Source organism: Anabaena catenula FACHB-362 (assembly GCF_014698735.1).
In the GTDB taxonomy this organism is placed as follows: domain Bacteria; phylum Cyanobacteriota; class Cyanobacteriia; order Cyanobacteriales; family Nostocaceae; genus Anabaena; species Anabaena variabilis_A.
Genome location: NZ_JACJTQ010000039.1, coordinates 38,842 through 54,957, shown reverse-complemented (window position 1 = coordinate 54,957; position 16,116 = coordinate 38,842). Strand labels below are relative to the sequence as shown.

The following is a 16,116-nucleotide window of genomic DNA, read 5'->3' as shown; positions in this document are numbered from 1 at the left end:
CACTGCTAGATGATTTATTCCTAAGTCAACTCCAACAAACTCTTGTTTTTTAGGAGTTTCACGGTTAGTGAGCGAAGTCGGGTTGGTGAGCGACTTGTCCTGAGCGACTTGTCCTGAGCGAAGTCGAAGGAAGTGGAAGGAAGTCGAACCACTACTAGTTTCTACTGCTATTTTCCAGGAGATAAACCACTTATCAGCTTGTTTACTAATTGTGATTGATTTGGGTTTATATCCAAAAGGTAGAAGTTCATAAGTCTTTAACCATCCAATTACAGGAACTTTTACTTTTTTATGGTCAATGTGAATTGCACCGTCTAAAGTAAAAGAATCATGTCTACCTTTTTTTTTGAAGTTAGGAAACCCTTTAACTTTCTTGAAAAAAGATTTAAAGGCATCTGATAAATGTCTTAATGCGTATTGAGGAGCGCATTTAGATACATCATAATACCAAGGATGGGTAGATTTAACTGCTGCTACTAACCATTTATGTAAGTCTATGGCTGTGGGAAATTTAATTTTATCTTCAGGTTTTGTCCGATTATGTATGAGTACCTGTTGACACAATGCTAAACCTTGATTCCAAGCGTGTCTGGCTACTCCTGCGTGTTGTGCCAGTAGTAGACGTTGTTGCTTGTTTACCTTGAGTTCGGTCTTGAATCCTAGTAGCATGAAGGTATTTTACAACAAAATCCCAATATAGTCACAATAGCTGATGACTTTGGCTGGGATAATAGTGAGTAATTGGTAGTAATTGTTAGCTTTTCGGCTACTGTTAATTAACCCCCACGGCATAGGCGTAGTTACCCACGACTGTCACATCATTTGCATAGCTTAAACGATCCCACACGCCGACTAACGTGGGTGCCAATACTCCGTGGTAGGTGTTGAGGGTGTCTGCACTAAAAACAATCTCCGACAAATAAGGTAGAGACGTTCCATGGAACGTCTCTAGATCTGTAACGGGAATATTAACCTCAAAAGCTTTAAAATGGATGATTTGGTGATAGTAGAGTCAGAGACTCTGTGATAGCATTCCCAGCCGGAGACTGGGAACGAGATAATAAAGGGGATTTTTGTAAAGAACTGGAAACGAAAAAAGCGATCGCACTCTGTTAAATCAAAAGAGCGATCGCTTGGTGAAATTTCCGAAAAGTCGTCAGTTATGTCATGTCCGTCTAATCACTTATCAAAAAAATTCTCCGCGTCCCCGCGTCTCTCTGTCACCGCGTCAGTCTAAATGATAAGTATTCGACCGGAAATGATATTAGCCTGTATACCATTCTGCGGTCAGCTTATCTGCATCACCTACAGCAGTTTCAGTGGCTAGAGTTCCATTCATAGTCCAGATTTTATCTGCACCTGTTTGTTGATCTCTCCAGTAGATATCGGTTTTGCCATCACCGTTAAAATCACCAAGAGATTTTGTCAAACCTGCGCTATTGCTAGGTAAGAAAGCTTCAGAACTAATGGCTGTACCATCCATCAACCAAGCTGTGTTTGCACCAGTTGTGGCATTGTGCCAGAAGATATCAGTTTTACCATCGCCATTGAAATCGCCAATATTAGCCGCCCAATCTGTACCAAGTGTGTTAACAGTACCTTCGGTAACGAAAATACCATTCATTGTCCAAATCTTGTTTTCACCTGTGGTGGTGTTACGCCACAGAACGTCAGTTTTGAAGTCGCCGTTAAAATCACCAAGAGTAGAAGTCCAGGACGCATCCTGTGCTTGTAAATCATACTTGGTGGCTTGGCTACCATCCATAAACCAAGCGGTATTTTCGCCGGTTGTGCTATTACGCCAGAAGATGTCACTCTTACCATTACCATCAAAGTCAACAATGGTTGCAGTCAGCGCTGGGCTTGTAGTTTCTAGCACATTTGCACTAACTACTGTTGTCCCATCCATCTGCCAAATGGCATTTTCACCAGTGGTAGCATTATTCCAGAAAATATCGGTTTTGCGATCGCCATTAAAATCGCCAATATTAGCAGTCCAACCTGCATCAACTCTATCTAAAGTCAGGTAGCTAGAAACTCTTGCACCATCCATTAACACAACTACATTCTCACCTGTTTGTTGGTTGCGTAACAGAAAGTCTGTTTTATTATCGCTGTTGAAATCAGCGGTTTTATAACTCCAGGTATTTAGGTCGTATGTACCTAAAGAAGCCTGTTCCATAACTTGTGTACCATTCATCAAGCGAACGACAATTTCACCTGTTTGAGCATTTACCCAAAGTTTATCTGTTTTGCCATCACCATTGAAATCAGGAACAATGGCTGCACTAGTTAAATAAGGATTAGGATTGGGGTTGGAACTTCCTACTGGAAACTGGGGTATTGAATCAAGTGGCAGAGGGGATTGTTCATTCTCTAGTATGCTGGCAGAACTCTTATTGGCAGTTGAGGTATTAAGAGAAGTTGTCAAATCTTGTGATTTTGCAAGAGAGTCTAATCCTGCATTAGCTAGGCTTTCTAAATATAATCCTGACTGAGTTGCTGCTTTAAACATGGTGTGTTTTTAAGAGTAATTAATATAAAGTTTTAATTTGGTTTCAATAAAGATTCTGTTAATCAAAAACATTTAGCAAATTATCTTTAGCAAATGTCATTATTTAAAGACAATACAGATAATGTTTAAAAAAACTATTCTGCTAAAATAAAAGTTGTGACTGAACAATCAAAAAAAAATTTATTTTTTGTTTCTCAATGTCAGAATTTAAGCATATAGTCTTATTTCTTTGACAATTTCAATTGATGGCAACTAATGTTAAAGAAAATTTATTAATTCTATGGATAGGAAACAAATACAGCAGAATATGGCTTACGCCACGCTACGCTATCAGGAGTCAGGAGTGAAACTGCCTTGGTGTCTAGGTTTCAAGTTTGATTTTGTACCTAATTGATCTGCAATCTTTTGTAACAGGACTTTCGCCCAAGTAAGGTCAAAAGCAACCACAGAAGACAAGTCGAAATGATGCACCTAATTATTGTGGAACCATAGAGAATTATCTTGAAAAAATCTCTGCGTACCTTTGCGCTAACCTCTGCGAACCTTTGCGTTTAAAAAAGCTAGAATGACTTAAACGGGTAACTAATCATATAGTTACTAAAGTTAAAAACGATACTATATTTTCAGAAGTAAGTCAGCTATGCAAACAGAATATCGGCAGCGGCGTGAGCAGTTAATGGCGAAAATCGGTAGTGGTACAGCCATTTTTAGGAGTGCGCCAACAGCGGTCATGCACAACGATGTCGAGTATGTTTATCGTCAAGATAGTGATTTCTTTTACTTAACAGGTTTTAATGAAGCGCAAGCAGTCGCAGTATTAGCACCCCATCACGCAGAACATCGGTTTATCTTGTTTGTTCAACCCAAAGATAGAGAAAAGGAAGTTTGGAGTGGTTATCGCTGTGGGATAGAAGCAGCGAAGGAAATCTATGGTGCAGATGAAGCGTACCCCATTGCAGAGTTGGATGAGAAGTTACCGCAGTATTTAGAAAAGAGCGATCGCATTTACTATCATTTAGGACGCGATCGCACTTTTAACGATACCATCCTCAAACATTATCAAAATCTACTGCGAACCTATCCCAAGCGGGGTACAGGCCCCATTGCGATTGAAGATACTAGTACTATCCTCCATAGCCAGAGATTACATAAAAGTAAAATAGAATTAGACCTAATGCGGCAAGCAGCGGATATTGCTGTAGAAGCCCACAAACACGCGATGCAAATTACCGCACCTGGACGTTATGAATACGAAATCCAAGCGGAAATAGAACATATTTTCCGTCTGCGGGGTGGAATGGGGCCAGCTTATCCTTCCATTGTCGCTGCTGGAAAGAATGCTTGCGTGTTGCATTATGTGGAAAATAATTGCCAAATGCAAGAAAACGAATTGCTGCTAATTGATGCTGGTTGTGCCTATGGCTATTACAACTCTGATATTACGCGGACATTTCCGGTTGGGGGTAAATTCACAGCAGAACAAAAAGCATTATATGAAATTGTACTAGAATCACAAAAACAAGCGATCGCCCAAGTACAACCAGGAAACCCCTTCAATGCACCCCATAATACAGCCGTGCGCGTCCTCACAGAAGGTTTAGTAGAACTGGGTATTCTCAAAGGTGAAATTGACAAATTAATCGAAGAAGAAAAATATAAACCATTTTATATGCACCGCACCAGTCATTGGTTAGGTTTAGATGTCCATGATGTTGGAGTGTATCAACATGGAGAAAACCCGCAGATTTTACAACCAGGCCAAGTGCTGACAATAGAACCAGGACTTTATATTGTTCCCGACACCAAACCCGCAGAAGACCAACCAGAAATTGACCCTCGGTGGGTAGGTATTGGGATTCGCATTGAAGATGATGTGTTAGTTACCGCAGATGGAAATGAAGTATTAACTGCGGGAGTTCCTAAAGAAATTAAGGATGTAGAAAGGTAATTTTTAGGGTGCGTTAGAGAAGGGTAACGCACCGATAATATAGATATTTTAGCCAGGGAATAAATTCCCTGTCTCATAGCTAAAGTCGGTTAAAACCGACTATTTTCAGAGTGCGTTTTAACGCACTTTTGCTATTAGCCCGGAAATGAATTTCCGGGCGGGTTTGGCAGATCCACGCTACGCTATCATTTCAGGGCGGTTTTAACAGCTAAACAGACTATTTGCTTTCTCTGATAATTTGAGAACGTTCTAAAAGCTGTTCTAATTTGTTTTTGTGACCATTTGCAGCATTAAAGTTAACTAAACTAGAAAGAATACCCACAGCAACAGTCAAACGGCCTTCGGGAATTTTATCAGTGTAGAATAAGCCCACACCACAAAATATTAAAATTGCTGATGCTGTGCTAATCCCTAATTTGATATGAAAACTCCATTGTTCTTGATGCATTAACATATTAATGATATCATTGTGCTGTTTTGGGGTGATTTGTAAATCTTTGGGTTGGAATTGATTAAATAGGTTAAACATAAATTTTGACTCAACTTTTTCAGTTACAGCAGTTTCTGAAGATATGACGTACACCTTTGGTGGGCAAGATGCCCGCACCACAAGTAAGTGCTGTATCTAGGAAACTTGGTTTTTGAACTTGTTGATATCTTACGAATATTCAAAAAAATGGGAAAGATGAAAATAGGGTTTTATCAGAGAAAACCTTTCCCCAAATTTTAGGGAATTCAGGGAAAGGTAAATACCCCAAATTCCCTAGACACAAATCACCTAGTTTTGCTATAGTCTAAAAAACTCAACTTACTATCAATACTATTTATGACTCAATCAGGAAAAGTCCAAGCTAGTGAGTCAGGTAAAGCTAAACTCAAAGCAGAATATAAACGAGCAGGTTTTACTATTGCATCCCTAGCAGAAGCAGCAAAAGCAAGTGAAGACCAAATTAAATATTTAATAGGACAAAATCGCCCCAATATTACACAGGTTGATAGATTCGTAATTGAAAATTTGGTGGCTGCTATCAATATAGGACTGGAAAAAAATGGTATAGATGAAAAACTCCAACCCTCAGATATTGTTGATAATTGGTATCCTCCCATGATTCCCACAGAATTTCAAACCTTAATTGATGATAAAACACGAAGATTCTGTGGTCGCAAATTTGTATTTAATGCTATTACCGAATTTATCAAAAAACACCCAAGCGGATATTTTACAATTCTCGGTGATGCAGGAATGGGTAAAAGTGCTATAGCTGCAAAATATATAGTAGATTATCCTGGAACAATTTGCTTTTTTAATATTCGTGCAGAAGGTAGAAACCGCCCTGATGTATTTCTGAAAATAGTTCGTCAACAATTAGTAAATAGGTTTAATTTACAGAATACAGAGAATGATGATTTATCTACTTTATTAACTAAAGCTAGTGGAAAATTATCTAATTCTGAAAATTTAGTAATTGTCATTGATGCTTTAGACGAAGTTGATCAGGATGATCATGGCAATTTATTAAATTTACCGACAATTTTACCAGAAAAGGTTTACATTCTACTCACTAGAAGACCTTATAATTCCGATGATAAAAGATTAACTCTTTCCCCAAATACTAAATATACAGAATTGGATTTAAGGGAATATCAAGAAAACAGTAAGGATGATGTTGAAGCCTATATTTTAGAATTTCTCGGTTTAAAAAAATATAAAGCAGGTTTAGAAAATTGGATCAATCAACAAAAGAACCTCAGTAAACCGCAATTTGTAAAAACTATCGCTGCTAAAAGTGAAAACAATTTCATGTATTTACGGTATGTATTAGAAACAATTGCAGATGGATTTTATCAAGATGAAAAACTGGAACAATTACCTAAAGGTTTAGAGGGATATTATGAGAGTCATTGGCGCATTATGGGAATGACTAAGAAACCCTTACCCAAGGATAAAATTAAAATCATTTATGTAATGTGTGCTTTAAAAAGTCCTGTATCCCGTGAGATGATCGTGAAATATTCGCAGGAAGATAATGTCACTGTGCAGGAAGTTCTTGAAGGTTGGACGCAATTTTTACAGGAACAAAAAACCTATCAATCGTCACGTTATCGCTTTTATCATGAGAGTTTCCGAGATTTTTTACAACGTCAAGATATTGTGGAAGCTGCGGGGGTGAGTTTACCAGAAATCAGCGCGGAAGTTGCTAATAATATGGGTGCGGGATTAACACTATGAGTAACTTTCGCAGTTGGTTTGATGAACAGTTAGAGGAAGCACAAGAACAGTTTTTAGGTGGATATCCCCAATTATTATTAGGGGGTAAACAATATAAAGAACTGTGTAAATTATTAGCTAACTACTACTTTATCGAAGCAAAAATTAATCATCCTTCATTCGGAGTGCAAGCACTGATTGAAGATTATGATTTATTAGATACTCCAGAAATAAAGAATAATCCACAATATGCAGAAACCGTCAAAGCACTAAAATTAATTCAAGGTGCTTTATCCAGATCAGCACACATAATATTTCAAGATTCAAAACAACTCAAAGTACAGCTATCAGCAAGACTAACATATTTTGATTTACAAGCAATTAAAGATTTATTAGAACAAATCGCCACAGATAAAAATATAGGTTTATGTAGTTTAATAGGTAGCCTCACACCTCCTGGTGGTCGTGGATTAATTCGCAATTTCAAAGGTCATAGTAACTCGGTAGTAGCGATTGCACTCACACCCGATGGTAAAACTGTGATTTCTGGTTCATACGGGACTATCAAAATCTGGGATTTAGCAACAGGAGCAGAAAATTTCACCTTCAAAGGTCATAGTGACTGGGTAAGAGCGATCGCAGTCACACCCGATGGTAAAACCGTGATTTCTGGTTCATCTGACAACACTATCAAAATCTGGGATTTAGCAACAGGAGCAGAAAATTTCACCTTCAAAGGTCATAGTTACTCGGTAAATGCGATCGCACTGTCACCGAATGGTAAAACTGTGATTTCTGGTTCATACAAGACTATCAAAATCTGGGATTTAGCAACAGGAGCAGAAAATTTCACCTTCAAAGGTCATAGTGACCGGGTAAGAGCGATCGCAGTCACACCCGATGGAAAAACCGTGATTTCTGGTTCATCTGACAACACTATCAAAATCTGGGATTTAGCAACAGGAGCAGAAAATTTCACCTTCAAAGGTCATAGTGACTGGGTAGTAGCGATCGCAGTCACACCCGATGGTAAAACCGTAATTTCTGGTTCTGATGATCAGACTATCAAAATCTGGGACTTGGGAACAAGAAAAGAAAAGTTCACCCTCAAAGGTCATAGTTACTCGGTAGCAGCGATCACAGTTACACCAGATGGTCAAACCCTGATTTCTGGTTCATCTGACAACACTATCAAAATCTGGGACTTGGGAACAGGAACAGAAAAGTTCACCCTCAAAGGTCATAGTTACTCGATAAGAACGATCGCACTTACATCTGATGGTCAAACCCTGATTTCTGGTTCTAATGATCAGACTATCAAAATCTGGGACTTGGGAACAAGAAGAGAAATGTTCACCTTTCCTTCGGAACGCTACGCTAACACAGGTCATAGTGACTCGGTAAATATGATCGCACTCACACCCGATGGTCAAACCCTGATTTCTACTTCAGATGATAAGACTATCAAAATCTGGGATTTAGGAACAAGAAGAGAAATGTTCACCCTCAAAGGTCATAGTTCCTCTGTAAGAGAGATCACAGTCACACCCGATGGTCAAACCCTGATTTCTGCTTCAGATGACAACACTATCAAAATCTGGGACTTGGGAACAAGAAGAGAAAAGTTCACCCTTCCTTCGGAACGCTACGCCAACAGAGGTCATAGTCGTTCGGTAAATACGATCGCACTCACACCCGATGGAAAAACCGTGATTTCTGGTTCATTTGACAACACTATCAAAATCTGGGATTTAGCAACCAGAAAGGAAATAGCAACTTTCACAGGAGAAAGTCCTATAACTTGCTGTACAGTTGCTCCCGATGGGGTGACAATTGTTGCAGGGGATGATTTCGGAAGGTTACATTTTCTGCGTTTGCAAGGAAAGGTGACAGATGAATAGTTTATCTTTCTCTGCTTCAGCAAAGAGTGAAAATTTTGTTGGTCGTGATTTTGTCTTCACTGCTATTAATAATTTTCTCGACCGTTACCCCAAGGGTTATTTTACTATTGTCGGTGTTCCCGGTAGCGGTAAAAGTGCCATTCTCGCCCAATTGGTACTGCAAAATCCTGATATTATTTATTATAATGCCCAAATTCCTGGTAAAAATCGGGTTAAGGAATTTTTAACAGATATTTGTTCACAGTTAATAACGAAATTCCAGAGTTTATTAAATGGGGAAAATCAGGATTTTGATAATTATGATAGTTCGGTATTTTCGTTCTTGTTACAACAAATTAGCGAGCATTTATCACCAAATTCAAAGTTAATTATTATCATTGATGGTTTGGATGCTATTAATTTAGAACATCAAGCTATAGGCACTAATTTATTTTATCTACCGCGATATTTACCGAATCAAGTATATTTTATTTTTGCTCGTCGTCCTTATAAAAAATCTCATGGTGGTTTGTTAATTGAAGCACCATCACAGGTTTTGGATTTATCGGATTTTCAGGAGGAAAATCGGGAGGATGTGAAATTATATATTCAAAGAAACCTAACCCCCCTAACCCCCCTTCCCTACAAGGGAATGGGGGAACAAGAATTTTCTAACTCCCCTCTCCTCGCAGGAGAGGGGTTGGGGGAGAGGTCACAACTCATCGGTGAAAACGAAGATAATTTTATGTATGTGCAGCAGGTTTTAGCTGCTTTTGCTGATGGTTTTTATGATCAACCTGAGAATATTAACAGTATCCCCCCAGATTTAGACAGTTATTATCAACAACATTGGGAAAAAATGCAAGGTGATGGTTTATCTGATGTTGCTGTGAATCTGTTGCGGGTTTTGACTGCTGGAGAAATGCAACCAATATCAACATTAGCTATTAGTCAAGAAATTAATGTTGATGTTTTTGATGTAATGGAAGTTATAGAACAGTGGTTAGAATTTATGCAGGAATTTCGCACGGGTAAGGAAACTAAATATCAATTATATCATCATGGTTTTCGGTTGTGGTTAAGGGAACGTTTGTAAGGTATTGTGCAAGTCAGGGAATAAATAAAGCTAATAAAGCCAGGGAATAAATTCCCTGTCTGATAGCTAAAGTCGGTTAAAACCGACTATTTTGAGAGTGCGTTTTAACGCACTTTTGCTATTAGACCGGAAATTGATTTCCGGACGGGTGTGAAAACTAACAGCTAACCCATTTTTTGGTTAAGTGATTGGTAATTGGTAATTGGTAAATAATTATTCCCTATTCCCCATTCCCAAAATTTAACTACATCCCTCCACAAATTCTACTTCTGGCAGTTTACCTGATCGAAAACGAGTTACACGCTTACCATCAGTCTCGAAAATCACTCTATATTTTTGGTCAGTTTTATCTCTGGGTATTAAAGTTAGGTAATGTCCACCTGAGACATATTCATGAGGTGTAACTTTAATTTGTCCAGGATAAAGAGATTTAATTCTTGCCTCAGTATCGCCAATTTTTGCCCCGGAAACTGTGGTAAATTTTGGGTCATCTATATCCACCCTAGCAATAACATCGCTAGTGACATATTTCTGACGACTTTTAACATCATCTTTTGTCACCATAAACGATATACCTTTTAGTTCTCCTTCTCCTTGAAGATAGTAACAACTATCGCTTCCAGAAAAGGAAACATATAAACGAGTATTTGCAGCAGCTTCAGGAAGACTCATTCCTGCTTTTACCGCACCAATACCATTAATAGTTACTTTTGACTGACTTGTTAATTTTGTCTGTGCAGTAACTATTCCCACTGTGAAAATAGAAGTTGTGACAGTGATAGTAAAAATAGTTAATAATTGAGTTTTGCTATTCATAGTATTTTGGAAACTTTCTATATTTAGATACAATGTGAAATATCTAATTTCGGATTTTTGTTTTTTGTCCAGAACCAAATTAATGCGGAGGTGACAATGACACTAAGTTTAGTCAGACACCAATTTACAGTTCAGCAATATCATCAAATGGCTGAATCTGGTATTTTGTCAGAAAATGACCGAATAGAATTAATTCGGGGGGAAATGATTGATATGACACCTATTGGCACAAGACACGCGGGTTGTGTAAATAGACTAGTTAATCTACTGATTCAGCTTCTAGGAAAACGGATAGTGCTTGCACCTCAAAATCCTGTAGAATTAGATGAGACTTCTGAACCCCAACCAGATATAGCATTATTAAAACCGCGTCAAGATTTTTATAGAAATTCGCACCCCCAACCAGAAGATATATTTTTGTTAATAGAAGTTGCTGATACAACCATAATATATGACCGAGAAGTGAAAATTCCTTTGTATGCGGAAGCGAATATTTCCGAAGTTTGGTTAGTGGATGTAAATCAGGAAATTATAGAAGTTTATAGAAATCCTCTTCAGGGAGTTTATCAAGATGTACAGAAGTTAGTAAAGAATCAAGTTTTATCAATTTTAGCTTTTTCTGATATCACTATTAATGTGAGTGAAATATTTTAAATTCTAAAACCCACTACCCAAACCCTAACTAAAAAATAAATTTGATTTGTGTAGGTTGGGGAGCCATCGCGTTGGACGGGTTTCCCGGCTTGTGGAAAATGGCGTTTGACGCTCTTGTTACCCAACATTTTGCCGATTTTGTTGGGTTGCGCTGTCGCTTAACCCAACCTACAAATTTATAATGTAGTTAGTAAACATTAATAGATAATTTTCGTTTGACAATAGTGATTAAATTGTAGCGAAAACTTACAAAAATTCCATTTCTCAAACTCTTTCTCTCTGCGCTACGCCAGTTGCTACAACGCGGGAAACCCGCGCAACGCACTGGCTCCTCTGCGTGAGATAAATTCATACGCAAAAAAAATGGATATGGTCAAATTAACCACATCCATTCACAAAATTTATAGATTAGAAATTACAGTTGCGGTACAAACTGTGACTTATCAGGTACAACAGTGTACTCAGCGACAATTTGACGGAACTCTTCACCATCAATGGTTTCTTTTTCGATCAACAAATCTACCAAACGATCTGTGACACTGCGATGTTCACGGATAATCTTTTTAGCGTTATCGTAACACTCTTCTGCGATCGCTCTTACTTGAGCATCAATGCGACAAGCAATGGATTCAGAATACTCAGAACGTGTTGTCCAGTCACGACCCAGGAATACTTCTCCCTGTTGGCTTTCTAGTGACAGGGGTCCCAAATCAGACATCCCAAACCTTGTTACCATTTGTCGTGCCATTCCTGACAACTGTTGCAAGTCTCCACCAGCACCAGTGGTAACTTCCGCTGGGCCAAAGATTACCTCTTCAGCAGCACGTCCACCCAAAGCACCAGTGATTCGGGCTTTGAGTTGAGAACGAGAAATTAAACCTTGTTCTTCGTTGGGCATAAACCAAGTTAAACCCTGTGCTTGTCCTCTAGGAATCAGAGTCACTTTTTGTACTGGGTCATGGTCTTTTAACAAAGTACCCACCAAAGCGTGTCCGATTTCATGGTAAGCAATCAAGCGCTTACTCTTGCTGTCTACCAAGGGAGTACCTTCCATACCTGCAACGACCCTGTCCACAGCATCATCGATTTCTAGCAGGGTAATAGCGTCTTTGCGTCTTCTAGCGGTGAGAATAGCAGCTTCGTTGAGGAGGTTAGCTAAATCTGCGCCGGTGAATCCAGGAGTACGACGTGCGATCGCTTCCAAGGATACACTCTTGTCTAATTTCTTATTGCGTGCATGAACTTCTAGAACTTCTAAACGTCCTTTAATATCAGGAGCGTCAACAGTTACCTGTCTGTCAAAACGACCGGGACGCAACAACGCAGAATCCAATACATCAGGACGGTTGGTAGCAGCAATAATAATGATACCTGTGTTACCTTCAAAACCATCCATTTCAGTTAATAGCTGGTTGAGAGTTTGTTCTCTCTCATCGTTACCACCACCGATACCCGCACCCCGTTGACGACCTACTGCATCGATTTCATCAATAAAGATGATACAAGGAGCGTTATCTTTGGCTTTCTTGAACAAGTCGCGGACACGGGAAGCACCCACACCAACGAACATTTCTACAAACTCTGAACCAGAGATTGAGAAGAAGGGAACACCAGCTTCCCCTGCGATCGCTTTTGCTAGTAAAGTTTTACCAGTTCCTGGAGGGCCAATTAACAGTACACCCTTGGGAATCCGAGCGCCTACAGCAGTAAATTTCTCTGGTTGTTTGAGGAAAGTCACAACTTCTTGCAGTTCTTCTTTCGCTTCTTCAATCCCAGCTACATCGTCAAATTTTACCCCTGTTTTCGCTTCCATTTGGAACCGAGCGCGGGATTTGCCGAAATTCATTGCTTGTCCAGGGCCACCAGGAAGATTGTTGGAGCGACGGAACAAAAAGAACAAACCAGTAATCAACAAAACTGGGAAGACAAGATTACCCAACAAGCCCCAGATTGCGCCATCATTCCGCATGGGATGAGCGTCAAAACTGACTTTATGTTCTTTGAGTTTATTAATTAGCTCAGGAGCATTAGTAGGTAAATCAACTCGCCAGCGTTGAACGCGGTTTTCGATATCTTGGTCATTAGCTTCGATAATCGCTGTTCTACCACCATCATAAAGATCGACATTGGTAACGCGATCAGCGTCTAAGTATTCCAAAAAGCGACCATAGGTCATGCGAGTATTAGCTGCATTCTTGCTTGCATCTACAGGAGCGCCGGCAAAGGCTCCTTGCCAGAAGAAAAAGCCTATTACCAAAGCCAGCAATGACCAGAGTGCTACGACTCTCCAAGAAAATTTCATCTTTAATTTGCCTCTAGATGCCAGTACGACTTAATCTGTGTAACGGATGTTTATAAATCCATTTTGTTTAATTCGATATCTGATGACCGTTCAGGTATTGCCACCAAGCTCTTAAGGCTATACGGCAGATCCATAACGCTTCTCAAAAATCTTAATCAAAGTTAACTTAATTCTCATTTTAATACAAATGCAGATTAAAAGGGAATTCTTCAGCCAGAACAGGCAAAAGGGAAATCCCCATCATTAAAACGCTCTACTCATCCTGAACGCAGTCAAGGATCTGGGGATTTGAATCAGCATACCTTTCCCCTTCTGCTGCGTGTCTTGGATATAACATTTTTATAGAATCCAATCATAAATTCAGGGGCTTGTATCGTTTTTTCGAGGCTAGTTTTTCCCCCTGTCCCCACCCCTGCCTCTTTGTGAACTTACTTAACTTCTGTAATTTTTAAAGTGTAGGGTAGATATTTGCCTTTTTCGTAGGAACCGACCCAAATTTGGTAGGTTCCCTGCAACCATTCACCAACAATGCCGGGATTTTTACCGTCAAAGTCATCATTGCACCAAGTACCACCTGGCCCCTTAATAATTATTGTGGTGTCCCTCGGACTTTCTACTTGCAGTTTTAGGTAGTCAAATTTACTTGTTAACTTGAGAGTATGGTCTGCGGCTTGATCTACAAATCCTGCACATGGCCCTGTAGGGGTTTCTTTCCCACCCACTTCGGTTGCTTTAACTGAGCCACCACTCATTCCCCTAACTTTCAAAGGATCTGGGGAAAATTGGCGGTTAATAGTGATATCCCCAAAAATTGGTGGGGCTTCTTGAGCATCAGCAGTACTATTAATTACAGATATACTACAGAGAGTAACTATCATCAATGATAATCTTATTACTATATTGAGCGCTTTTGTGGGCATTGTATTACATTCATTTTTAAGTATTTTTAAAGACATGAATCTTACACACCAAGTTCCCCATGCCAGAGGATGGGGAGATGGGGTGACGCGGTGACGCGGAGATGGGGTGACGCAGTGACGCGAAGATGGGGAGAAATAATTATCTACTGCCCCCTGCCCCCTGCTCCCTGCTTTCTATCACCTGTCACCTGTCACCTATCACTTATGACCTGTCACCTAAATTATTGCTTGATTTAAACGTTGTTTATCTAAACCAATCTGATTTAGTAACAGCCATGATTGGATGAGGTCGGGTCCATGTACATCTCCTGTTAGAGCGGCTCGGAGCGATCGCATAACTAAGCCTTTTTTGACTTTTTGCTCTTTTACCACTTGCTTAATTATCTCTTGGGCGGTATCTGCTGACAGTTGAGGCTGATTTTCTAAAGCTGTGAGAATACCTTGCAGTGTAGCTTTCACTTCTTCTTGCTGAAGTTGAGCAGAGCCTTCTGAGCTAAATTCTACTGCCTCTATAAAAAACATTTTGCTCATGGCTACAGCATCTACCAACCGAGTCAAACTAGCACCAATTAAACCTACTAGTTGCTCTAACCAAGGACGCTCTCTACCACCGGAAAATGTATATCCAGCGGTTTCCCAGAAAGGTATGAGCAAATCTGTGAGTTTATCTACTGGCATACTATGGAGGTATTGGCTATTCAACCAATCCAGTTTGTCCCAGTCAAATTTAGCACCGGCTTTATTGACGCGCTCAAAGGTAAATTCTTTGGCTGCTGCTTCCAAAGTAAAGATTTCTTGAGTTGAATCTGGAGCCGACCAGCCCAACAAGGTCATATAATTAACCAAACCTTCAGCAGTAAAACCCATTTGCTGAAAATCGGAAATAGAAGTGACTCCATCCCGCTTGGAAAGTTTGCGCCCTTCTTGATTCAAAATCAGCGGTGTATGGGCAAATTCAGGAATTTGAGCGCCTAAAGCTTCATACAACAAAATCTGTTTGGCGGTGTTAGCTATGTGGTCTTCACCACGAATGACATGGGTAATTTGCATATCAATGTCATCCACCACCACCACAAAGTTATAAAGTGGTTGACCAACACCTTCTGCTGAAGCGCGAGCGATGACCATATCACCACCCAAGTCACTTCCGCGCCAACTCATTTTACCCCGTACTAAATCATTCCAGACAATTTCTCGTCCATCGTCAATTTGGAAACGAATCACCGAAGAACGTCCTTCCGCTTCAAATGCGGCGCGTTGTGCTGGGGTGAGGTTACGGTGACGGTTGTCATAGCGGGGAGCTTCGTTTCTAGCTTTTTGCGCTTCTCGCAACGCCTCTAGTTCTTCAGATGTGGTGTAGCAACGATAGGCTAATCCTTGATCTAGAAGTTTTTGGACTGCTGCTTGGTAAAGATCCAGCCTTTGAGATTGGAAAAATGGCCCTTCATCCCAGTTCAATCCTAGCCAGCGCAGACCTGACAGAATATTATCGGTGTATTCGGGGCGCGATCGCTCTAAATCTGTATCTTCAATTCGCAGAATAAACTTTCCGCCGTGGTGACGGGCAAACAAATAATTGAATACAGCAGTTCTGGCTGTACCAATATGTAAATTTCCAGTTGGACTTGGAGCAATACGGACTCTAACGGTCACAGTTAATTCTCTCTTTCACAAAGCAAAACAGGTGCTGAGTTCTGAATACCGAGTCCTGGTTTAAAACCATTCATCCATTAAAATCTTTTTGATTAACTCAAAATCATCTAAATTCAGCACTTA

General features: G+C 39.8%; 12 protein-coding genes. 5 read left to right on the top strand and 7 right to left on the bottom strand.

Annotation, left to right across the window (positions count from 1 at the left end; genetic code table 11):
• A partial coding sequence (locus H6G68_RS20705; protein ID WP_242045337.1) for an RNA-guided endonuclease InsQ/TnpB family protein occupies positions 1 to 669 on the bottom strand: 669 nt, incomplete at its 3' end.
• Positions 670 to 1,264: 595 nt separating this feature from the next.
• A complete protein-coding gene (locus tag H6G68_RS20700) occupies positions 1,265 to 2,515 on the bottom strand; it encodes an FG-GAP repeat domain-containing protein (RefSeq protein WP_190908330.1) in 1,251 nt (416 codons plus the stop codon).
• A 640-nt stretch (positions 2,516 to 3,155) separates the two neighbouring features.
• Between H6G68_RS20700 and H6G68_RS20695 the strand changes: the two genes are divergently transcribed.
• The gene (locus H6G68_RS20695) at positions 3,156 to 4,463 is read left to right on the top strand and encodes an aminopeptidase P N-terminal domain-containing protein (protein WP_190908329.1); all 1,308 of its coding nucleotides are present in this window, start codon (positions 3,156 to 3,158) and stop codon (positions 4,461 to 4,463) included.
• A 217-nt stretch (positions 4,464 to 4,680) separates the two neighbouring features.
• Here the strand turns inward: H6G68_RS20695 and H6G68_RS20690 are convergent, their stop codons facing one another.
• Entirely contained in the window at positions 4,681 to 4,992 is a 312-nt protein-coding gene (locus tag H6G68_RS20690) for a TRADD-N-associated membrane domain-containing protein (protein WP_190908328.1), read from the bottom strand.
• A gap of 297 nt (positions 4,993 to 5,289) precedes the next feature.
• Between H6G68_RS20690 and H6G68_RS20685 the strand changes: the two genes are divergently transcribed.
• From H6G68_RS20685 to H6G68_RS20675, 3 genes are read left to right on the top strand one after another with little or no spacing between them, the layout of a single operon-like run.
• Complete coding sequence (locus H6G68_RS20685; RefSeq protein ID WP_190908327.1) at positions 5,290 to 6,693, top strand: P-loop domain-containing protein; 1,404 nt, start codon at positions 5,290 to 5,292, stop codon at positions 6,691 to 6,693.
• The gene (locus tag H6G68_RS20680; protein ID WP_190908326.1) at positions 6,690 to 8,573 is read left to right on the top strand and encodes a WD40 repeat domain-containing protein; all 1,884 of its coding nucleotides are present in this window, start codon (positions 6,690 to 6,692) and stop codon (positions 8,571 to 8,573) included. The genes H6G68_RS20685 and H6G68_RS20680 overlap by 4 nt, the downstream gene beginning before the upstream one ends.
• Complete coding sequence (locus H6G68_RS20675; protein ID WP_190908325.1) at positions 8,566 to 9,648, top strand: ATP-binding protein; 1,083 nt, start codon at positions 8,566 to 8,568, stop codon at positions 9,646 to 9,648. The genes H6G68_RS20680 and H6G68_RS20675 overlap by 8 nt, the downstream gene beginning before the upstream one ends.
• A gap of 240 nt (positions 9,649 to 9,888) precedes the next feature.
• Here the strand turns inward: H6G68_RS20675 and H6G68_RS20670 are convergent, their stop codons facing one another.
• Entirely contained in the window at positions 9,889 to 10,464 is a 576-nt protein-coding gene (locus tag H6G68_RS20670) for a hypothetical protein (RefSeq protein WP_190908324.1), read from the bottom strand.
• A gap of 96 nt (positions 10,465 to 10,560) precedes the next feature.
• Here H6G68_RS20670 and H6G68_RS20665 point away from each other — a divergent pair, with 96 nt between their 5' ends.
• Complete coding sequence (locus H6G68_RS20665) at positions 10,561 to 11,118, top strand: Uma2 family endonuclease (protein ID WP_190908323.1); 558 nt, start codon at positions 10,561 to 10,563, stop codon at positions 11,116 to 11,118.
• 415 nt (positions 11,119 to 11,533) lie between these two features.
• Here H6G68_RS20665 and ftsH2 read toward each other — a convergent pair whose 3' ends face one another.
• The 3 genes from ftsH2 to gltX all read right to left on the bottom strand — a co-directional run bounded on the left by ftsH2 (position 11,534) and on the right by gltX (position 15,993).
• On the bottom strand, positions 11,534 to 13,420 hold the full coding sequence (gene ftsH2, locus H6G68_RS20660) for an ATP-dependent zinc metalloprotease FtsH2 (protein WP_190908322.1): 1,887 nt from the start codon (positions 13,418 to 13,420) through the stop codon (positions 11,534 to 11,536).
• Between the two features lie 428 nt (positions 13,421 to 13,848).
• Entirely contained in the window at positions 13,849 to 14,340 is a 492-nt protein-coding gene (locus tag H6G68_RS20655) for a hypothetical protein (RefSeq protein WP_190908321.1), read from the bottom strand.
• 216 nt (positions 14,341 to 14,556) lie between these two features.
• Positions 14,557 to 15,993, bottom strand: coding sequence for a glutamate--tRNA ligase (gene gltX, locus H6G68_RS20650; RefSeq protein ID WP_190908320.1), 1,437 nt, complete (start codon positions 15,991 to 15,993; stop codon positions 14,557 to 14,559).
• Between the last annotated feature and the right edge of the window lie 123 nt (positions 15,994 to 16,116).